This window comes from Radiobacillus kanasensis, assembly GCF_021049245.1.
GTDB lineage: Bacteria > Bacillota > Bacilli > Bacillales > Amphibacillaceae > Radiobacillus > Radiobacillus kanasensis.
Window position 1 is genome coordinate 2067156 of record NZ_CP088020.1, and the last position, 20805, is coordinate 2087960.

The 20805-nt window shown below is 39.7% G+C and carries 19 protein-coding genes; 2 read left to right on the top strand and 17 right to left on the bottom strand.

The features are described 5' to 3' along the window. Window positions 1-112: 112 nt before the first annotated feature. Window positions 113-1237: a M20/M25/M40 family metallo-hydrolase gene (locus KO561_RS10760; protein WP_231093257.1), complete on the bottom strand. Its 1125-nt coding sequence runs from the start codon at window positions 1235-1237 to the stop codon at window positions 113-115. A gap of 132 nt (window positions 1238-1369) precedes the next feature. Between KO561_RS10760 and prli42 the strand changes: the two genes are divergently transcribed. Beyond that, the gene (gene prli42, locus KO561_RS10765; RefSeq protein WP_231093259.1) at window positions 1370-1513 is read left to right on the top strand and encodes a stressosome-associated protein Prli42; all 144 of its coding nucleotides are present in this window, start codon (window positions 1370-1372) and stop codon (window positions 1511-1513) included. A 29-nt stretch (window positions 1514-1542) separates the two neighbouring features. Here the strand turns inward: prli42 and KO561_RS10770 are convergent, their stop codons facing one another. The 11 genes from KO561_RS10770 to KO561_RS10820 form a co-directional block, all read right to left on the bottom strand. Beyond that, window positions 1543-2058: a L,D-transpeptidase gene (locus KO561_RS10770; RefSeq protein WP_231093262.1), complete on the bottom strand. Its 516-nt coding sequence runs from the start codon at window positions 2056-2058 to the stop codon at window positions 1543-1545. Between the two features lie 90 nt (window positions 2059-2148). Continuing rightward, entirely contained in the window at window positions 2149-3099 is a 951-nt protein-coding gene (locus KO561_RS10775; protein ID WP_231093264.1) for an aromatic acid exporter family protein, read from the bottom strand. 77 nt (window positions 3100-3176) lie between these two features. Then, complete coding sequence (locus KO561_RS10780) at window positions 3177-3614, bottom strand: BrxA/BrxB family bacilliredoxin (protein WP_231093266.1); 438 nt, start codon at window positions 3612-3614, stop codon at window positions 3177-3179. A 71-nt stretch (window positions 3615-3685) separates the two neighbouring features. Then, on the bottom strand, window positions 3686-4936 hold the full coding sequence (locus KO561_RS10785; RefSeq protein ID WP_231093267.1) for a dihydrolipoamide acetyltransferase family protein: 1251 nt from the start codon (window positions 4934-4936) through the stop codon (window positions 3686-3688). Between the two features lie 11 nt (window positions 4937-4947). Continuing rightward, window positions 4948-5931, bottom strand: a complete 984-nt coding sequence (locus KO561_RS10790) for an alpha-ketoacid dehydrogenase subunit beta (RefSeq protein ID WP_231093269.1) — start codon at window positions 5929-5931, stop codon at window positions 4948-4950. Next, window positions 5931-6938 carry a thiamine pyrophosphate-dependent dehydrogenase E1 component subunit alpha gene (locus tag KO561_RS10795; RefSeq protein ID WP_231093271.1) on the bottom strand — a complete coding sequence of 336 codons (1008 nt, stop codon included), beginning with the start codon at window positions 6936-6938 and terminating at the stop codon, window positions 5931-5933. Before KO561_RS10795 ends, KO561_RS10790 begins: the two co-directional genes overlap by 1 nt. Window positions 6939-6969: 31 nt before the next feature. Then, a complete protein-coding gene (gene lpdA / locus KO561_RS10800) occupies window positions 6970-8394 on the bottom strand; it encodes a dihydrolipoyl dehydrogenase (protein ID WP_231093273.1) in 1425 nt (474 codons plus the stop codon). Window positions 8395-8396: 2 nt separating this feature from the next. Next, window positions 8397-9485: a butyrate kinase gene (gene buk, locus KO561_RS10805; protein WP_231093274.1), complete on the bottom strand. Its 1089-nt coding sequence runs from the start codon at window positions 9483-9485 to the stop codon at window positions 8397-8399. A 33-nt stretch (window positions 9486-9518) separates the two neighbouring features. Then, window positions 9519-10613: a Glu/Leu/Phe/Val family dehydrogenase gene (locus tag KO561_RS10810; protein ID WP_231093275.1), complete on the bottom strand. Its 1095-nt coding sequence runs from the start codon at window positions 10611-10613 to the stop codon at window positions 9519-9521. A gap of 13 nt (window positions 10614-10626) precedes the next feature. Then, window positions 10627-11532: a bifunctional enoyl-CoA hydratase/phosphate acetyltransferase gene (locus KO561_RS10815; protein WP_231093276.1), complete on the bottom strand. Its 906-nt coding sequence runs from the start codon at window positions 11530-11532 to the stop codon at window positions 10627-10629. Window positions 11533-11642: 110 nt separating this feature from the next. After that, a complete protein-coding gene (locus KO561_RS10820) occupies window positions 11643-13736 on the bottom strand; it encodes a sigma-54 interaction domain-containing protein (RefSeq protein WP_231093277.1) in 2094 nt (697 codons plus the stop codon). A 134-nt stretch (window positions 13737-13870) separates the two neighbouring features. Between KO561_RS10820 and KO561_RS10825 the strand changes: the two genes are divergently transcribed. Next, window positions 13871-14107 (top strand): DUF2627 domain-containing protein, encoded by a 237-nt coding sequence (locus KO561_RS10825; RefSeq protein WP_231093278.1) that lies wholly within the window; start codon window positions 13871-13873, stop codon window positions 14105-14107. Between the two features lie 36 nt (window positions 14108-14143). Here KO561_RS10825 and KO561_RS10830 read toward each other — a convergent pair whose 3' ends face one another. The 5 genes from KO561_RS10830 to spoIVB all read right to left on the bottom strand — a co-directional run bounded on the left by KO561_RS10830 (window position 14144) and on the right by spoIVB (window position 20434). Then, the gene (locus tag KO561_RS10830; RefSeq protein ID WP_231093279.1) at window positions 14144-15490 is read right to left on the bottom strand and encodes an aspartate kinase; all 1347 of its coding nucleotides are present in this window, start codon (window positions 15488-15490) and stop codon (window positions 14144-14146) included. A gap of 765 nt (window positions 15491-16255) precedes the next feature. Next, on the bottom strand, window positions 16256-16855 hold the full coding sequence (gene safA, locus KO561_RS10835) for a SafA/ExsA family spore coat assembly protein (RefSeq protein ID WP_231093280.1): 600 nt from the start codon (window positions 16853-16855) through the stop codon (window positions 16256-16258). A gap of 14 nt (window positions 16856-16869) precedes the next feature. Continuing rightward, window positions 16870-17679 carry a YkyB family protein gene (locus KO561_RS10840; protein WP_231093281.1) on the bottom strand — a complete coding sequence of 270 codons (810 nt, stop codon included), beginning with the start codon at window positions 17677-17679 and terminating at the stop codon, window positions 16870-16872. A 450-nt stretch (window positions 17680-18129) separates the two neighbouring features. Next, entirely contained in the window at window positions 18130-18921 is a 792-nt protein-coding gene (gene spo0A, locus KO561_RS10845) for a sporulation transcription factor Spo0A (protein WP_231093282.1), read from the bottom strand. Between the two features lie 229 nt (window positions 18922-19150). Continuing rightward, window positions 19151-20434 carry a SpoIVB peptidase gene (gene spoIVB / locus KO561_RS10850; protein ID WP_231093283.1) on the bottom strand — a complete coding sequence of 428 codons (1284 nt, stop codon included), beginning with the start codon at window positions 20432-20434 and terminating at the stop codon, window positions 19151-19153. Window positions 20435-20805 lie beyond the last annotated feature (371 nt).

Here is a 20805-nt window from a genome sequence, read left to right on the forward strand (position 1 = left end):
CCTTTCCAGAACATTCGTTCCTAGTATAGCATATAATAAAACCATTCGTCCGTCTCCGGTAATCCGCGGTAAAAAGGAAGGTGCCCTTTCCAAAAAAGAGCACCAAAGTTAATTACGATTGACCAACCTCTTGAGTAATAGCAGTGATCAATTCTGCCATTTTAACTAATTCAGATATTGGCATTTTTTCATTAGTTGTATGAATTTCTTCATAACCGACAGCAAGGTTTACCGTAGGAATTCCGTGACCTGCAATGACGTTTGCATCACTACCTCCCCCACTTTTTAGAAGTTGACTTTCCCTTCCAACTTTATGGGCAGCCCTTTGTGCCACCTGGACCACATGATCTTCCGGTCCACGTTTATATCCTGGGTACATGATCTTAATATCTAGATCGACTGATCCTCCCATTTCTTCAGCCGCTTCTTCAAACGCTTGCTTCATTTTCTCCACTTGGGTCTCCATTTTAGATGGTTCTAAAGAACGTGCTTCAGCAAGAATTTCCACATAATCACAAACAATATTTGTTTGCGAACCGCCTTCAAACCTTCCGATATTTGCAGTCGTTTCCTCATCGATTCTACCTAAAGGCATTTTAGAAATCGCTTTGGATGCTATTGTAATGGCTGATACTCCCTTTTCAGGTGCAACACCAGCATGTGCTGTTTTTCCCTTCACCTTTGCTAGTATCTTGGATTGTGTAGGGGCTGCGACAATAATATTACCGACCTTTCCATCACTATCAATCGCATAGCCGAATTTCGCATAAAGCTTACTCACGTCTAGTTCTTTTGCCCCCACTAAACCTGACTCTTCTCCAGCTGTAATAACGAATTGAATGTCTCCATGGTCTAGGTTTTGTTCTTTTATCAAGCGGATTGCTTCGAAGATCGCTGCAATACCAGCTTTATCATCGGCTCCTAAAATCGTTGTTCCATCTGTAACTATGTATCCATCTTGGATTGTTGGATGAATTCCTTTTCCCGGAACTACTGTATCCATATGTGATGTGAAATAAATAGGATCTACCTCTTTATTTCCTTTTAACGTACATATCAAATTACCCGCACCGTGTCCGGTTCTTTCTTTACTGTCATCTTCGAAAACTTCCAACCCCAGTGATTTGAATTTTTTTGTTAGTACTTCAGCAATCTGTTTTTCATTTTTTGTCTCTGAATCGACTTGCACAAGCTCTAAAAACTCTTTAACAATTCGATCTTCATTTACTTGATACATATACCCTTCCTCCTTTTATTTAACGTTAGCGAATCCCCTAAGGGTTGTCAATTTATCCACGGATGATGACTTGTCCAATTCTCGTTTTCCATGTACAATAACTTTAGCAATGGTTGAAGGAGGCGTTTCCAAATGGCGAATAAAAAAAGTGTTACACATCAAAACCAACCTCGTAAGCTATCTAAGCGGGAAAGAAGAATGAAAGTTATTATTTATATTATGATTATCGCTATGGTTTTATCTTCCTTAACTGCTGGACTAGCCTTATTCATTTAGAATAGCACCACTAAAAAGCTGAAGCTCTTTCAGCTTTTTTTAATGGCGTTATATTCAATAGCTAACGTCCAGAAGTCTTTCCCCGTGGTTACGATAAGAACCTTTGTTCCCACTGGTACCTTCTCAAACAATTGTTCCACCATTTCATTCTGCATTCGGATACATCCCGCAGATACATTTTTCCCAATAGAACTCGGTCTATTTGTACCATGGATTCCATAGGTTCGACCGTCCGTATCCTCTGCATCAAACCCAATCCACCTTGTACCTAGTGGATTCTTTTTATCTCCACCAGGAATATCCTTTTTTCGGTAATAAGGATTAATCGCTTTTACTAATACCGTGTGTAACCCTTCTGGTGTTAAAGAGTTCGTGGCTCCTGTTGCAACTGGGTAAATATGTTGAACTTTGTTATCATCTATATGGGCTAATTGATTCGTTTGTTTATTGATAATGATAAAAGGTGCTCCTGGTGTTGGATTCTCTCCAAATGGCCATAACGGGCTCAAAACCATTACAAGACTTAGCAAAATTTTCGGAACCATGTGAACACTCCTTTTTTACTAGTAACGTTCCCAATTAAGAGTCCTATTACCTTGAAAAAAAGGAGTTAAATAAAGGGTATGAACCCAAGTTTAAGCATCACTCTTCTTAAACGATCGTTTAAAGATTAGGTACTGCTCCATGTCATACATTAATCGGAATAACGTAGCTCTTGCTTCAAATTCTTCTCTCGATTTTGGCAAATCATCCTCTGAAAAGGTCTGCTTTAACTGTTTTACCGCATCTAAATGTCTGGTAGCGGTATTTCCAGGGTGTACCGATTCCGACAAGGATTCAAAAAAGTCTGCTAAGCGGTAGCATTGTTCATAGCCTACTTGAATTTGACTTACCAATAAAAGCATTCGCTTTAACAAATCAAATTGTTTGCGACGCATCTTAAAGTAATCAGCATAAAGATGATTTCCACGAAAAATATGATTTTCCACATCTCTTGCTACCAATGTTTCGGACCGATTCAATAACTCCTCCGTATCGATAATCTCCCTACCCGACCATGTTTGTTTTCCCTCTCTCAAGTAGATGGATATCTCATAAAGAATCGATTTAAAATTTTCCTCTAATTGGTCTTGTGTCTTTTTTAAAGTATCGTCCATACTCGGCATGTACAGATTCAACAACAAGGCAATCCCCATCCCAACCCCGATAATTCCTAATTCGTTAACGATTAATGGAAGATCAACATGACCGGCGCTATAAAGATGTAACAGGATAACAGAACTGGACGCAATTCCAGATGTAACTTTAAATTTTACCGTTACAGGGATAAACAAAATCAGTAATAATCCGATGGATATCGGATGAAAACCTATTATATTAAAAATAATACTAGAGAAGAGAATAGCTAATAAACAAGCAGCTATTCGATGCCACGCACTTAGAAACGACCGTTTTCTGGTCGACTGTATGCAAAGAATCGTTAGAATGCCTGCAGACACAAAATTATCCAATTGGAAAAGCTCCGCAATCCATATGGATACAGGTGTACCTATAGCTGTTTTTAAAGTACGGTAACCGATTTTCACGAATGGGACTCCTTTGGTTTCATCACTTTCATTATTATGGAAAAACCCTTGTTACAGAAGCAACAAGGGTCAAACGATTATACTTCTTCGCAATGTTCATCAAACAATGCTTGTAATTTTGTAACAACATCAACAGGTGAAAAGCCTTCGATATCGTGACGCTCTACCATCGAAATAATTTTACCATCTTTTAAAAGAGCGAACGATGGAGAGGAAGGTGGATATCCTTCAAAGTATTCACGAGCTCGTTCTGTTGCGTCTTTATCTTGTCCAGCAAAAACAGTGACTAAATGGTCCGGACGCTTATCATAGTGAACCGAATGGGCCGCAGCAGGTCGCGCTACACCACCTGCACAACCACAAGTTGAATTTACCATCACCAAAGTTGTGCCTTCTTGTTTAAGTGCTTGGTCTACTTCTTCAGGACTGGTTAATTCCTTATATCCCGCTTGGGTTATATCTTCCCTAGCAGCATGTACAACATCATGCATGTACAAATTAAAATCCAATGCCATTCAACTCCTCCGTATAGGTCTTTTCCCCCTAATAGTAACAGGAAGCGGCCACGGATTCAATTTTCTTGTCCTTAATAAATCGGGGTATTTTCGCTATTCGTTTGTTCTAATAATTGTTTGACTCGTGCAAGGAATTGTCCACAAATTAATCCATCAAGGACTCGATGGTCTAGGGAGAGACATAGGTTCACCATATCACGAGCAGCAAACATATCATTAATAATAACCGGTCGCTTCACAATCGATTCTACTTGTAAAATCGCTGCCTGCGGATGGTTGATGACACCCATCGATTGAACAGATCCAAATGAACCAGTATTATTCACGGTAAAGGTACCGCCTTCCATGTCCTTCGCTGTTAACGATCCTGTTCGTGCTTTATCGGCCAACAAGTGAATGTCCTTCGCAATTCCTTTAATACTTTTTTCGTCTGCATTCTTAATAACAGGGACAAATAATTCTTGTCCTTTTGCAACAGCAATGGACATATTAATATCTTTACGCTGAATAATCTTATCTCCCGCCCAAGAACTATTCAACTGTGGGAATTCCTTCAGCGCTGTGGATATCGCTTTGACAAAGAAAGCAAAGAAGGTTAAGTTAAAGCCCTCCGCTTTTTTAAACTTGTCTTTCATGCTATTCCGATAGGTAACAAGATCCGTTACATCGACTTCAATCATCATCCAAGCATGAGGTATTTCCGTTTTGGAAGTCACCATATTTTTCGCTATCGCTTTTCGAACTCCCGTTACCGGAATTTCGATATCTCCTTGTGAAACAGAAATGGATGGCGCTGACTGAGTAGGTTCTGTCTTTTTCTCAGGTTTAGTATTTACTGCTTCTTTTGTCGGAGAAGGAGTTACCCCACCGCTAGCAATGAGCTTTTCCATATCTTTGCGAGTAATTCTACCACCACGTCCGGTCCCGGTCACTTGATCTAACGGGATATTATGCTCTTGAGAAAGCTTCAACACAGCTGGAGAATAACGCGTTTTCATGGATGATTCTTCTCTAGATGCTGTAGAAGTTGTCTTCTTCGTATTCTCTTCTTCTACTTGTTGTTCACCCGCTTCTTCACTACCCTCTACTTCTACATAACACATTAGCTCTCCAACAGACAGTGTATCTCCCTCTGCTGCAACAAGCTCTTTAATCGTTCCTGTAAAAGATGAAGGCACTTCGGCGTTTACTTTATCCGTCATGACCTCTGCGATGGGATCATATTTATTCACTTGGTCTCCAACTTTTACGAGCCAAGTATTGATGGTTCCCTCTGTCACACTTTCGCCTAACTGAGGCATGTTTATTTTTTCGAGAGCCATAAAACCCCTCCTTAAAATTCGGCTAAATCACGAATGGATTGCTCCACTTTGTCCGGATTCACCATAAAATTCTTTTCCATTGTAGGCGCATATGGCATTGCTGGAACATCTGGTCCAGCTAATCGCTTAATAGGCGCGTCTAAGTCAAATAAGCAGTGTTCACTTATAATGGCAGCCACCTCACCGATGATACTACCTTCTTTTGTATCCTCTGTGAGTAACAACACTTTTCCAGTTTTCGATGCAGCTTCGATAATTGCTTCTTTATCTAACGGGTAGATGGTGCGTAAATCAAGGATATGAACATCAATGCCTTCATCAGCTAGTTTTTCAGCTGCTTGCAAGGCAAAGTGGACGCATAATCCATATGTAATAACGGTGACGTCCGATCCTTCTCGTTTTACATCTGCTTTACCGATCGGAAGCGTATAATCTTCCTCTGGTACTTCCCCTTTAATCAAGCGGTATGCACGTTTATGTTCAAAGAACAAGACGGGATCATCATCACGAATTGCCGCTTTTAGTAGTCCTTTTACATCATACGGAGTGGATGGCATCACAATTTTCAGTCCTGGTTGGTTCGCAAAAATGGCCTCAACGGATTGAGAATGATAGAGCGCTCCGTGCACACCACCGCCATATGGAGCACGAATTGTGATTGGACAGTTCCAGTCATTATTACTTCTGTAACGAATTTTCGCCGCCTCGGAAATGATTTGATTGATTGCTGGCATAATAAAGTCTGCAAATTGCATTTCTGCTACGGGTCTCATACCATACATCGCAGCACCAATCCCTACCCCGGCAATTGCTGATTCCGCTAAAGGTGTATCTAATACTCTTGCATCTCCAAATTGTTCATACAGGCCTTCTGTTGCACGGAATACGCCGCCTCGTTTCCCGACGTCCTCCCCAAGAACAAAAACTTTTTCATTTCTTTCCATTTCTTCTCTCATCGCTTGGGTGACCGCTTGGATATAGGATAAAACTGCCATTATTTGTCTCCCCCTTGCTCACCATAGACAAAATCATACAACGTATCAGCATCCGGATAAGGTGCATGTTCAGCGTAATCGGTCGCTTCGTTAACCTGTTTCATGATCGCTTTTTCTAAGGTTTCTTGTTTCTCCTCTGTTAACAAACCAACCTCTTTCAAGTATGCAGAAAACGTACGTAAGGAATCTTTCTCCCTTGCTTCATCTACTTCTTCTTTATTTCGGTAACTGCGGTCGTCATCATCACTCGAATGTGGAGTTAATCGATAGGATACCGCTTCTATTAATGTTGGCCCTTCTCCATTTCGAGCGCGATCCGCTGCTTCTCTTACCACACGGTACACTTCTAATGGATCATTCCCGTCCACGGTGTACCCAGGCATACCATAACCAATGGCTCTGTCTGATACTTTCTCGCAAGCTAGCTGACGATCGACCGGAACCGAAATGGCATATTTATTATTCTCCACAAGAAAAATAACCGGTAATTTATGGACTCCCGCAAAGTTTGCTCCTTCATGGAAATCTCCCTGATTAGAGGACCCTTCTCCTAATGTGACAAAGCTTACAAAATCTTTTTTCTCCATTTTGCCACCTAAAGCTACTCCCACGGCGTGAGGTACTTGTGTCGTAACAGGAGAGGAACCGGTTACGATTCGATTCTTTTTCTGCCCAAAGTGTCCAGGCATTTGACGTCCTCCAGAGTTTGGATCCTCCGCCTTAGCAAATCCGGATAACATCAGTTCTGTCGCTGTCATGCCAAACGTTAAAACGACTCCCATATCACGATAATAAGGTAGGACATAATCCTTTTCCCTATCCAACGCATACGCAGCTCCTACCTGTGTAGCTTCCTGTCCTTGACAAGAAATAACAAACGGAATCTTTCCAGCACGGTTTAAAAGCCACATGCGCTCATCAAGTTTTCTTGCAAGTAACATTGTCTCATACATGTTTAATACATCTTCGTCCGTTAACCCTAATGCTCGATGCTTGTCTTCCGTCATTTGTCTCCCTCCTTCGTTTCGACTCTTAACCTTAACCATGTATTTGCTTCCCATCAACAGCCAAAGCCGCTTCTCCAAAGATTTCAGACAAAGTTGGATGAGGATGAATGGTCTCTCCAACCTCCCAAGGGGTTGCATCTAATACTTTGGCTAATCCTGCTTCAGAAATCATGTCGGTGACATGTGGTCCAATCAGATGAATACCCAATATGTCATTTGTTTCTTTATCGGCAATAATTTTAGCAAACCCATCTATTTCACCATATACAAGAGCTTTTCCAATCGCCTGGAATGGCATTTTTCCGACTTTGGTATCAAAGCCTTGCTCCTTCGCCTGCTCTTCCGTCAGTCCAACACTTGCAGCTTCTGGGTGACTATAAATACAAGAAGGAACGTTATCATAATTAATCGTGAACGGTTTTTCACCAGCAATGTGTTCAACAGCTACCATTCCCTCATGGGAGGCAACATGCGCTAATTGCATGCCACCAATAACGTCTCCAATTGCGTAGATATGAGATTCTTTTGTTTGGAAATAGTCATTGGTTTGAACAAAGCCTTGCTCTGTTTTTTGTATGTCTGTATTTTCAAGTCCTATATTCTCGGTGTTTGGTGCTCTTCCAATGGAAACGAGGATGCCTTCAGCCTCAAAGCTTTGTTTTTCTCCTTGTACGTCTACATCAACCTGTACATTGGAGTCTTTTTGTAAGGTTTCCGGTAAAAGGTTGGCGTTTGTAACAATCTTAATCCCTTTCTTCTTCAATTGCTTATGCATTTCTTTAGCAATATCATGATCCTCTGTTGGAAGGATTCGTGGTCCATATTCAAGGACTGTTACATTCACTCCAAAATCAGCTAGCATGGAAGCCCACTCTACTCCGATCACTCCTCCCCCCAACACGATAAGGGAGGTTGGCAATGCTTCCACTTGCAATATGTCATCCGAAGTCATCACCTTTTCTCCATCCACTTCTAAACCAGCTAACGTTCTAGGACGAGAACCTGTCGAAATGAGAACATTTTTTGGAATCAACATCTCGTTTTCCTCTCCATCAGCAAACTCTACAGAGATTGTGCCAGCTGTCGGAGAGAAAATAGATGGTCCTAGTATTCTTCCATATCCTTCATAAACATCTATCTTTCCTTTTTTCATTAAGCCTTGGACTCCGCGGTGAAGAGTCTCAATAATGGATGTCTTTCTTTTTTGCACTTGAGCGAAGTTCAGTGTAGGTGCTTCGGTTTCGACTCCGAAATCACTAGCTTCTTTCGTTTGCCTAAATACTTCGGCACTTCTTAATAAAGCTTTAGAAGGAATACATCCTTTATGTAAACAAGTGCCACCCAACTTTTCCTTTTCCACAATAGCAGTTTTCAATCCGAGCTGAGATGCTCGAATTGCGGCTACATATCCACCTGTTCCACCACCAAGTATAACGAGATCATAATCCTTTGCCATTCTTACCCCTCCATTTCATTCGGGTATTGTTTCGGTTCCTCTTCCTCATTTAAAACACGTAACGTCCCTTGCGCCAACGCTTCTAATTCATTTTCCCCTGGATAGATAAATACATCGGCAATCCAGCCCACATGCTCGGATATCATGCTCACAATTGGTTTGCTGTGTGCAATGCCTCCAGTTAAAGCGATAGCGTCTACTTGACCCTTAAGGACTGCACTCATTGCTCCGACCTCTTTGGCGATTTGATAAGCCATCGCTTCATAAATTAGACGTGCTTTTTCATCTCCGCTCAGCATCTTCTCTTCCACCTCAACGGCGTCGTTTGTTCCTAAGTAGCCGACAAGGCCACCTTGTCCCACTAACTTCTTCATAACTTCTTCTCGGTAATATTGACCAGAGTAGCACATCGCTACTAAGTCACCGGCTGGGACTGTTCCGGCCCGTTCTGGTGAAAATGGCCCATCCCCATGCAACCCGTTGTTTACATCAATTACCCGCCCGTTCTTATGGGCACCAATCGTGATACCGCCACCCATATGGACGATAATGAGATTACTTGATTCATAAGTAGAACCAATTTCTTGAGCTGCTCTTCTACCAACTGCTTTTTGGTTCAACGCGTGAAATATACTTTTCCTCGGAATTTCTGGGACACCAGAAAGCCGCGCAATTTCCTGTAATTCATCGACTACAACCGGATCAACAATAAATGCTGGTATATTTAAACCAGAAGCAATCTCATAAGCTAGAATCCCTCCAAGGTTAGAGGCATGCTCCCCGTTAAAGCCCATTCGTAAGTCTTGAAGCATCTCTTCATTAACCTGATACGTTCCACCTTCTATCGGGCGAAGTAATCCACCTCGCCCACAGACTGCAGCTAGTTTAGAAATATTTATTCCTTCGTGATGAAGCTCTTCTAAAATAACCTTTTTACGAAACGCATATTGATCGATAATTCTAGGAAACTCCGATAAATCTTCCGTACGATGGCGAATCGTCTTCTCAAAGAGACAATGGTCATTGTCGAAAACACCAATTTTCGTAGAGGTGGAGCCTGGGTTAATCACTAATATTCGTTTTGTTTTCATTATGCGGTTCCTCCATTCCCCTCATCAAAGCAATTATTTATTCTGCAAAATGTGCTGACTGTTTAACAGGAACTGACTTCTGGATTGTTTAATTGTTTGGATTCTTTCCTCCGCCATTCTTTCTGCAGCAATATGAGTTCCAATGTTATCTCTTCTAGCGATTTCAAAAACCTTCATCACATTGTCGTAGATAGTTTCTACTTTTTTCAGAGCGCGTTCTTTGTTATAGCCATTCAATTCATCGGCGATATTCATGACACCACCAGCATTGACTACGAAATCTGGAGCATACACGATGCCTTTTTCTCGAAGAACATCTCCATGTCTAGACTCCTTTAATTGGTTATTTGCTGCACCGGCAACTACTTTTGCTTTTAACAACGGAATCGTTTCATCATTAATCGTTGCTCCTAGCGCACAAGGTGCATAAATGTCACATTTGACTTCGTAAATATCGTTCGGGTCCACTGCTTTTGCATTAAACGCTTCTACAGCACGATTAACCGACTCTTTATTTATATCTGTAACGATGAGATTCGCTCCTTCACGATGTAGGTGTTCACACAATGTGTAAGCTACATTTCCTACCCCTTGAACCGCAATCGTTTTACCCTCCAAGGAGTCTGAACCAAACGCTTCTTTCGCCGCTGCCTTGATTCCTCTGTACACCCCGAATGCTGTAACTGGAGAAGGGTTTCCGGATGAACCAAACTCTGGGGAAATTCCAGTTACAAATTTGGTTTCTTGATGGATTAAATCCATGTCCGCTACGGTTGTTCCAACATCTTCTGCCGTAATGTAACGACCATTCATTCCTTGGATATAGCGACCAAATGCACGGAACATTGCTTCGTTTTTATCTTTTTTTGGATCACCGATAATAACCGTCTTCCCTCCACCAAGGTTTAAGCCAGCTGCTGCGTTTTTATAGGTCATACCTTTAGCTAAACGAAGGGCGTCCTCAATAGCTGCTGCTTCCGAATCATATGTCCACATTCTTGTACCACCTAATGCTGGACCTAACGTTGTATCATGTATCGCGATGATGGCTTTTAACCCTGACGTTTTATCTTGACAGAACACCAATTGTTCGTAATCATAGTTTTCCATGTATTTAAAAATTTCCATTGTAAGAAACCTCCTAATCAATAGTTGAAGATACTAATGCTAAACTAAGCGAATACAGCTTGTTTTCAGACGAATCTGATCTTGATGTAAGCACAATCGGCACTTTCGCCCCGACAATAATAGCGGCAGTTTTTGCCTGAGCAAAGTATATAAAGGATTTGTATAATGCATTTCCCACTTCAATCGTTGGTACGATTAAAATATCAGCTTCTCCTGCAACGGACGAAGAAATTCCTTTAATCTCCGCTGCCTTTTTAGAGACAGCTATATCGAATGCGAATGGACCGTCTACTTCACAATCCTGGATTTTTCCCTTTTGATTCATTTCTACTAATGCAGCCGCATCCACAGTCGCCTGCATATTGGGATTAACCGACTCTACTGCAGCTAGTACTGCTACTTTCGGCTTATTTAATCCAATATTTCTTGCAACTGATACAGCATTATTCGTAATTGCTACCTTATCATCAAAGGATGGCAAGATATTCATTGCTGCATCGGAAAGCATAATCAGCTTGGAATAATTCGGCACCTCAAATAAAGCAACGTGAGAAAGGACTTGACCAGCACGAATGCCATATTCCTTGTTTAATACTGCTTTTAGTAGCAATGCAGAGGATATATTTCCTTTCATTAATACGTGTGCTTTTCCATCCCGTACTAGCTGGACTGCTTTTTGAGCCGATTCTTCCACATTAGAAACGTGTGTGTACGTTATTCGTTCCGTCCATACTAAATCAATTTCTCTTGCAATCGTTTCTAGCTTTGTTTGATCACCGAATAGGTGAAAGGAACAAAGCTTTTCTTCCACGGCAGCTTTAACCGCCAGAAGAACTTCTCGTTCATCTGCTTGAGCGATTGAAACTACTCGATTTTGTTGTACCTTCACTTGTTCTATAAGTGTCGCTAATTGTTGCATCGAACCCCCCCTAAAAAACGCCTCATTATTTATACATGCAAATTTCATGCCAACTTTAGGGTTTGATGAAATCAGGCTTTCCACGAAAAACTCCACGCATATATTTGCAATTACGCAAAATCTTGCATGCTTTTTTTATCAATTTTATATTTATCCATTTTATAGTAAAGATTTCGAATCGATATCCCTAACATTTCGGCAGTCTTCGTTTTATTAAATTTCGTCTGAGCATAAACATCTGAGATAATTTGCTTTTCTACCATTTCCAAGGATTTGTGAAGAGGGCGTTGTGCATATTCCCCCTTATCTACACCTATTTCTTTTTGTTGCCCCTTTTTTTGTTCAGCTTCTTCCAAGCCTAACTCCGGAATATGTTTTCTCAATATTGTTTCTTGATTCACTTCCATATAAATCATGGCTCGTCCAATCACGTTTTCTAGCTCTCGGATGTTTCCAGGCCAATGATATTGCTTTAAGTATTGAAGTGCATCTTCCGCAATCGATGTAACATTACGACCGTAATCTTGATTTATTTTCTCAATTAAATAACTAGTGATTGCTTCTATATCTTTTATTCTTTCTCTTAACGGCGGAATATAGATTGGAAGTCGATTTAACCGATAATACAAGTCTTCACGGAAATTTCCATTCATAATCGCTTTCTCTAGATTCGCATTTGTCGCAGTGATGACACGAACATCGATAGGCACCGGTTTTGTTCCTCCAACACGAACCACTTCACTTTCTTGAAGGACACGTAAGAGTTTCGCTTGCATATGCAAGGACAATTCACCGATTTCATCCAAAAAAATGCTCCCGTTGTTTGCTTCTTCAAAATACCCTGTCTTTCCACCTCGTTTAGCCCCAGTAAAAGCCCCTTCTTCGTAGCCGAATAGTTCACTTTCTAATACTGACTCTGCGATGGCCGCACAATTTACTCGGATAAATTTATTATGTCTTCTGTCACTTTTATTATGAATCGCATGGGCAAAGAGCTCTTTTCCAGTACCAGATTCCCCACGCAGCAACACAGTGGCAGGTGTTCTTGCACCTACTTTAGCTTGCTCAATGGCCAAGGTCATTTCATTGGAGGATCCGATAATATCATCAAAGGTGTACTTGGCTTCTAAGTTCCGGATGATTTGACGAGCGCGTTTCAGTTCATTCGTCAATGTTTTAATTTCCGATACGTCGTGAAGAACCCCAACACTTCCTTTTAATTTCCCATCCACTATAATGGGAGCAACATTAACGAGGACTTCTTTTTTATTTGGTCCTACCTTCATGCGAGCTCCCCGAACAGCACGTCGCGTCTTTAGTACTTTCATATGCATACTTTCGCCTTCTGATATATCTACAGAAGCAGGTTTGCCGACAATATCTTCTTCTTTTAGCCCTGTTATTTTCGTATAAGCAGGATTTATCATAATACCAATTCCACGGTCATCTACTACACTTATGGCTTCATCAGAGGAATGGAAAATGGCTTCTAACATCTTTTGTACTTCACGTAAACCTGTCACTTGCTCTGCTAGTTCGACGACTTCTGTAATATCGCGGAAAATTGCAAATGCCCCTCTTAAATGGTCGTCTGAATCTATAATTGGAATTCGTGTCGTAATAATTTTCTTCCCATTTTCTAGGACAAGATGTTGATTTACCTCTTTTTTTCTTAGCCGTAACACTTGAGGTAAACGTGTTGTGTCAATGACTTTCCGAATCGGTCTATGGACAAATTCCCCAATAGGCACCCCTACGATTTGTTGAGCGCGTTTATTGACAAAGGTAACCGTTTCATCATCATCGATGACAATCATTCCTTCATGAAGGTTGTTCATAATCAGTTCCTGAATGGATGTTTGATTTTGCAATTGATGTACCAGTGTTTCTTTTTCATTCAATAGTTCGGAAATGATATTCGCAACCGTCCCTGGAATAACAACAGTATTCCGATGCCTTTTCGCTAAAATTTGTTGCAGTATGTATTCATCACCAGTAGCCTCAATAATAATATCTATGTCTTGCTCCAACCAGCTTGTCCAATCGGAATCAGTCCTAATACCGTGTATTCTGGCAAGGTGTAAGCCGGGAGCGTCCTTATTAACATCTGCAATCGCTACTACTTCCATTTTTTCCGTTTCAAGGAGCAATTCCAATAAAGCAGTTCCACCTTTACCAGCTCCAATGATCAGAACTCTTTTCATGCTTGATCCCTACTTTGCATTTTTTTGCACACTCCTATCTTATCGTTTTGTGCATGTTTTAGCAAGAAAGCATTCGTTTTCAAGAACAGGAGGCTTTGCTATACTAAAGATGCAGAAAAGAAAGGAGTCAACACATGAGAGTCATTGCATTACTCATTTTAGTCGTACCTGGAATCCTTGCTACATACGGGATTAAGCTAATGCGGGATTCCATTTTTGGAGATTATTATCCGATATTTTTTCATATAGGCATTCAATTTGTTGCGGGACTGATTTTTTTCCTAGTCGGATTATCCTTTATCGCCGGCTTTATCTTTTACCGTGATCGAAAAAGAAACCTTACAAAAGGAAGAAACAAAAGGAAGACGTAAAAAAGGCTAGTCCGAGGACTAGCCTTTTCCAATATCTTAAAAAAATGAATGATATAAAGCTTTTACAGCATCATCTAGACGAGATGCTTTAATTCCGAACATCATAGAAACTTCAGAAGACCCTTGGTTAATCATTTCCAAGTTAATATTAGCACAAGCAAATGCATCCGTTGCTTTCTTCGCAATACCTACTGCGCTATCCATTCCTTCCCCAACAATCATAACTAGAGCCAAATCCCGTTCAATGGAAACCATATCAGCATGAAGTTCTTCATGAATCCGATTGATGACACGATCTTCTTTGTCCGGTGTCAGCTGACTTGATCTAATTATCACAGACATATCATCGATTCCAGATGGGGTATGTTCGAATGAAATGTTTTCATCTTCTAAGATATTTAACAGTCTTCGACCAAAACCTAATTCCCTGTTCATTAAATATTTGCTAACGTACAAGCTAAGAAATCCACTATCACCAGCAATTCCGACGACAGGTGACTCACTAGCCTTCTTCTCTGAAACAATCATGGTACCAGGACTAGAAGGATTGTTCGTGTTTTTAATGCAGACTGGGATTTTTGCTTTAAAAGCAGGAATCAAAGCTTCATCATGAAATACAGAAAAGCCTGCATAGGACAGTTCGCGCATTTCCTTATAGGTTAATTCTGTAATTTTTTTCGGATTTTCTACGATATTTGGATTTACGCTATATACAGAATCAACGTCCGTAAAATTCTCATATAATTCTGCTTGGATACCGGCTGCAATGATGGAGCCTGTTATATCCGAACCTCCTCTTGGGAACGTCATGAGTTTCCCTTCTTTTGTGTACCCATAGAAACCTGGAATGACAAAGATTCCCTCTTTTTCTCTAAGTTTATAAATTTCTTGAAAGCTTTCGTCTAAAATTTGCGCACTACCCGGTTCATCACTAACAATAATTCCAGCATCTTTCGGATTTAGATATGTAGCATTCATCCCTAAAGACTGGAGATAAGTACTGAGCACCTTTGCTAACGTGTCTTCCCCGATTGCTTTTAGTCCGTCCCGTTTTAATACTTCTTCACGATTATCATTTAACACAAAGAATATATCTTCTCTGATTTGATGTACGATTTCGTCTGACTCTAGCTCTAACTCTTCTGTTATTTCACGAAAACGTTGAAGGACTTCATTTAACTCCTGTTCTATTCCTTCAGCTTGGAAATAAGCGTCCCCTAACTCAATTAACATATCTGTTACTTTTTTGTCTTCTTTGGAACGCTTTCCTGGCGCCGATACAACAATTGCTCGTCGTTCGTCATCACTTTTTATAATATTAGCCACTTTTCTAAGTTGTGTTGCAGAAGCAACCGAACTACCCCCAAATTTAGCTACCTTCATTTCTACCTCTCCATTATCTTTGTTTTTTGTTCATGAACACTCTCGCGAAAATTTCAAAGGTTCAGACAGTATAAATCAAATAGTACCACACTTTTCATCTAATTTCCTTAAGTAAAGCTGTCTAAACCACAATTTTATTAAATATTCTGCTAAATGAAAAGAGGCTGGGGAAAAATTAGACGGTTACAGGATTAGAAGCTTGAAATTTCTCAATGGCCTGAGCTTCATTCATAGTTGATATAAAATGCGACGTAACTTTATTTATTGAAAAAATAATGAAGTGAAGCTTGATGCCGCGCTTCGGCAGAATACTCCGCTTGTAGGTGTTTTCTTATTAAACCTATAAAATGAATAGACCAAGAAACACCTCTGACTTGAAAAGAACTCCGTACTAAGCTGCGGAAAAATGCCAGACTCCTTGAAAATAAACCCCAATTTTCTGCGTGCGAGGTTAAGCTTCCGCAGTATTCCTTGTCCTGTGGGAAAGGAACAGTTGAAGACCCCACAGTGAGCGTTCTTTGCGAGCGAGGAGGCTGAGGCGTTCCCCACGGAAAGCGAGTATTTTTCCGCAGCGCCGCATTAGCAGTCAACTTGATAAAGTATATACGAGTCCTTATTTCGTTACGTCGCAATCTATATAAAATTAGCACTAATATTCATAGCGTCCAAAAGAAAAATCCGAACTGATTCGAATTCTAATGAAAGAATTTCGAGCCATAGTTCGGATTACGATAAAACATTTTTTGTCCCAGCTTTGATCTGCGTTTATTTTTGAATAAACATTTGTGTCCAGTAGTTACCGTCTGCTACGTAGCCGACTCCAATATGAGTAAATTTGGCCGTTAGGATATTTTTTCGATGACCAGCACTGTTCATCCAAGCATTTACAACCTCTTGCGCAGTACGTTGTCCTCGCGCGATATTTTCTGCCGCACTCCGATAGTGAATGCCGAAGTTTTGCATCATAGTAAATGGGGATCCATAAGTAGGGCTTGTATGGTCAAAATAGCCACGATCGTGCATATCTTGAGATTTATATCTAGCAACCCTTGATAGCTCCCAATCCCCTTTTAACGGACTTAATCCGTTTTTTGCCCTTTGTTGATTCGTTAAATCAATGACCTGTTGCTCGATGCTCTTTGTCGCATTAATATTCGGAATATTTAGCACTTGATTCGGATAAATCAGGCTTGGATTTTTGACTTGGGGGTTTGCTTGAATAATTTCAGATAGACCAATCTGATATTTTACCGCAATTTTCCACATACTGTCTCCTGGCTGAACCGTGTATTTATCAGCTGCTGATACAGTTAGTGGAACCGCCAAGAAAAAAATGAATAGAGCTGTTAATAAGATCTTTTTCAATGAAAACTCCTCCTTCAAAGAATACTTTTCGCTATTGCGATTGGAAATATTCGAGAAATCAGAGATTTCATAGATAATTTTTTTTTACTCATGATGGAACTGGAATGGCAGATGACCAAGTAATGCAAATCTGTGTTGTAGAAAGGAAGATAATTATGAGGATTAAGAGGGTTTATATTTCTTGCAATTTGTTTGACAGTCACACCAATGTACTTTTCGAGTAACTTTTCTGCTTCATAAAAATTAATGCTTATTTCTTTTACAGGTTCTGAACTTATCTTTTCATCTATTTCAACTAAATCTATAAATTCATCTATTTCATGCTGTGAAAGAGGACGATGAAAAGTGAAATTTCCACATTCAATTAATAAGTAATAGGAGTCAAACATTTTGTGGTAACCTTTTATCGCAGCTTTGTTCTCTTCTAATAATTTTTCTAATACTAATTCCTTTAAGTCATAGTATTTCAATTGCTTCGTTTTAGCTGCACCAACAATTTTGTGATTTCCCTCATAATAGTTCTCTTGTTTTGTATCCCTATGTTTCTTTGCGTGTTTATTAATTCTATACAGTGCTTCACTAAGATGTTGAATAGAAAACTCAAACTTACTAATATCTACCTTTCTAGGTTTGATCGGAACTGTATGATCAATGTGATATAAAACAAAATGTCTCCATTTACCGCCTGCCATAGCCTTTAATGTTGCATCATACTTTTTTACATCAAGTGGTTTACGTCCCATTTCGTTCTTTAGTTTGGTTTTGGTATAGTAATTCTTTGGAATATTTGACCATCCATGAAAATGTGGAATTTCTTTGTGCATCATGTATCCCCTTTAGTAACTTTGTTACCCATACTCTACATTAAATCAGGTGCATACCCACTCTTAAATTATTTGTATTAACGTGAATGAAATCGCAATTTTTTGTCTTTTCCTCCTTAGAATTTTACAGTTCTGTAAATGACTCACTGGATGTTTTTTATATTTTGGACGAACAGAATCGTGGGGCGCCTTGTTCACCCCCTGCAAGCTTAAGACAAGCCACGACTTGGTGTACTTGCCACATAGTGAATAGACTTAAAACCCTGATGGGGTAGGCGCTGGAGCTGGACATGGCTGTTCCTGTAAACACACAGAAGTTAGCAAAAAATTTTTCCTATTCCATAAAAAAACCTCTTATTCATTGTGTACGTCACACACACAACAAACAAGAGGTTCATCCTACTAATGTATTTTAATACCTGGTTATTATCGAATATCCCTTAACCAATATTAACTTGCACGATGCTCTAATCGTAAACGATCTGCCACCATTGCAATAAATTCGGAATTCGTCGGTTTCGCTTTAGAAATACTCACTGTGTAACCGAATAAAGAAGAAATGGATTCCATATTTCCTCGACTCCAAGCCACTTCAATCGCATGACGAATGGCTCTTTCTACTCTTGAAGCCGTAGTATTATATTTTTTCGCGATATCTGGATAAAGAACTTTTGTAATAGAACCTAATAATTCGATGTCTTTGTATACCATCGTAATCGCTTCCCTTAAGTACATGTACCCTTTAATGTGAGCAGGGACACCAATTTCATGTATGATATGAGTAATGCTTGCTTCAAGATCTGGTCGTTTTGCTTCTTTTGTCAAAGAACCCTTAAACTTTGCTCCTGTATTTCCAAGTACAGGTGATTTCCCTCCAACTTGTCTGATTTGCTCTGCAAGATTTTCTAAATCAAACGGTTTGAGAATGAAATAAGAAGCACCTAAATCCACCGCTTTTTTCGTCACTTCCTCCTGACCAAATGCAGTCAGCATAATAACGTTTGGATAAGAGTCTTTTTCTAACTCCCTTATTTTTCCTAACACCGCTAATCCATCTAAGTGCGGCATAATAATATCAAGAACCAGTACATCTGGTTCGAGCTCATCAATCATTTCTAAGCATTCTTTTCCATTAAACGCTGTCCCAATAACTTCAATATCCTCTTGACTACTGAAGTAATCCTCCATTAAATGAATTAGTTCCCGGTTGTCATCGACTAAACATACTTTGATTTTTTCCACTAAAAGTTCCTCCTTAATGTAATTCGCCTCTTGCTCCACGTTACAGTTTCGACATAAGGATTAAAAATCCTTCTTTTCCGGAAAAAACATTGGATTTTTTTTGATTTACTTAAAATATCTCTTGTTTTCTTCGTATTTCGATTATTTATGACACTGGTTGTCGAAAAATCTTTACAATTTTATTATACCACAAAAAAAGCCGATGCCAATCGTTGGCATCGACAAAATATTAGCTTGCTTTCTTCTCTTCTTTATAAATATCGATTCCTGCCTCGTGTAACATCCATTCTATATGAACACCATACCCAGAAGTAGGATCGTTCACAAAGACATGAGTGACTGCACCAATAACTTTTCCATTTTGAATAATCGGACTGCCGCTCATTCCTTGAACGATACCACCTGTTCTCTCTAATAATTCTTCGTCCGTTACTTTCACAATCATCCCTTTTGTAGAAGGGTAATCTTGCTTAATGGAATTAACAATTTTCACGTCATATTCTTCCACTTTCTGTCCTTCGACTACGGTTAAAATTTTAGCTGGACCCTCTTCCACTTCTCCTTGCAAACCAATCGGCATTGGTTTGTTGTATTTACCACCTGAAAGCCCATCTTTTAATTCACCGAATACACCAAATGGCGTGTTCTCCTGAATATTTCCGAGTACATCCTCCCCCGGAGAAAATTCTGCCTGCTTTTCACCAGGTGTACCGTTCTTACCCTTTGATATTGATTTGACATCGGAACTAACAATAGTACCATTATGAACCTGAATCGGTTCTTTCGTATCCATATCTGATATCACATGCCCTAAAGCCCCATATTTTTTTGTCTTAGGGTGATAAAAGGTCATTGTACCAATACCAGATGCCGAATCTCTAATATAGAGACCAATACGATACTTGTCATCATTACTGTCTAGTGTAGGGGTTAATTCTGTTTCGAAGGTCTTGTCTCCTCTTTTCACTGTAACTGTTAATGACTCGTTATTCTCCCCAGCAGTTTTTACATAAGGAGTAACTTCTTTCATTTTATTTATTTTATCACCATTAATCTTTAGAAGGATATCCCCTACCTTTATATCAGCTTCTTCACCTGGAGATACTTGGCCATCTTTCGTTGTAACTTGATGATGGCCAACAACAAGGACACCCAATGTGTGAAGGTTAACCCCTATCGATTGTCCACCTGGAATTACCTTCATGTCTTTTAACACATTTACGTCTACTTGTTTAATCGGTAGACCAGCCATCTCGTATACAATTTTACTGGAACCAGATTTCAGTGCTTGAAACTCAGATGAATCAATTGCTGTAATGACTTCATCCGTATTGTCTTCTTTTATATCCACTCCATCACCCATTGTTGGAACCGCAATGGGCGAATTACTGTGTACCGTTGTTATTTCATTTGGTATAGAAAGATATTTCTGTATTGGTGTAATAAATGGAATCGACAGGAAAGTCACAAGGAGTAAAATTCCTATGCCATTTCGGATTTTACGATTGTTCATATCATCACTCTCCTCATTCCTAACCCATACTTTATAACTTTTTTCTGTAATCATAATTTGACCGTAAAGGAAGGTTTTTAAACCCTGCAAAGATGAGAAATTGGGGGTATCATTTCCTGCAATGGAAAGGTTGAAATATGTATAAAATGAAGGTTTCCCTTTTGAAAGGAATATTTGGTGAAATAAAAAGCCCAAAAGACCTCATGTTCGTTTAAAAATAACGGACTATGTCAATTTTCGCTGCGGTAGTCGCTTTTCGGAGCCGTCATTTTACTTCCTATTCTTGGGTTAAATATTATATTCTTCAAAAAGGATTCGTCGTACGGTTTTCTTCATGAATCTACCTGATCTTAATAAATTCAAATATTATA

Excerpts from the sequence above, each read along its gene's own strand:
- KO561_RS10760 (WP_231093257.1), bottom strand. The coding sequence starts at position 1,237 with ATGTATCAAGTAAATGAAGATCGAATTGTTAAAGAGTTTTTAGAGCTT.
- prli42 (WP_231093259.1), top strand. The coding sequence starts at position 1,370 with ATGGCGAATAAAAAAAGTGTTACACATCAAAACCAACCTCGTAAGCTA.
- KO561_RS10770 (WP_231093262.1), bottom strand. The coding sequence starts at position 2,058 with ATGGTTCCGAAAATTTTGCTAAGTCTTGTAATGGTTTTGAGCCCGTTA.
- KO561_RS10780 (WP_231093266.1), bottom strand. The coding sequence starts at position 3,614 with ATGGCATTGGATTTTAATTTGTACATGCATGATGTTGTACATGCTGCT.
- KO561_RS10785 (WP_231093267.1), bottom strand. The coding sequence starts at position 4,936 with ATGGCTCTCGAAAAAATAAACATGCCTCAGTTAGGCGAAAGTGTGACA.
- KO561_RS10790 (WP_231093269.1), bottom strand. The coding sequence starts at position 5,931 with ATGGCAGTTTTATCCTATATCCAAGCGGTCACCCAAGCGATGAGAGAA.
- KO561_RS10795 (WP_231093271.1), bottom strand. The coding sequence starts at position 6,938 with ATGACGGAAGACAAGCATCGAGCATTAGGGTTAACGGACGAAGATGTA.
- lpdA (WP_231093273.1), bottom strand. The coding sequence starts at position 8,394 with ATGGCAAAGGATTATGATCTCGTTATACTTGGTGGTGGAACAGGTGGA.
- buk (WP_231093274.1), bottom strand. The coding sequence starts at position 9,485 with ATGAAAACAAAACGAATATTAGTGATTAACCCAGGCTCCACCTCTACG.
- KO561_RS10810 (WP_231093275.1), bottom strand. The coding sequence starts at position 10,613 with ATGGAAATTTTTAAATACATGGAAAACTATGATTACGAACAATTGGTG.
- KO561_RS10815 (WP_231093276.1), bottom strand. The coding sequence starts at position 11,532 with ATGCAACAATTAGCGACACTTATAGAACAAGTGAAGGTACAACAAAAT.
- KO561_RS10820 (WP_231093277.1), bottom strand. The coding sequence starts at position 13,736 with ATGAAAAGAGTTCTGATCATTGGAGCTGGTAAAGGTGGAACTGCTTTA.
- KO561_RS10825 (WP_231093278.1), top strand. The coding sequence starts at position 13,871 with ATGAGAGTCATTGCATTACTCATTTTAGTCGTACCTGGAATCCTTGCT.
- KO561_RS10830 (WP_231093279.1), bottom strand. The coding sequence starts at position 15,490 with ATGAAGGTAGCTAAATTTGGGGGTAGTTCGGTTGCTTCTGCAACACAA.
- KO561_RS10840 (WP_231093281.1), bottom strand. The coding sequence starts at position 17,679 with ATGCACAAAGAAATTCCACATTTTCATGGATGGTCAAATATTCCAAAG.
- spoIVB (WP_231093283.1), bottom strand. The coding sequence starts at position 20,434 with ATGAACAATCGTAAAATCCGAAATGGCATAGGAATTTTACTCCTTGTG.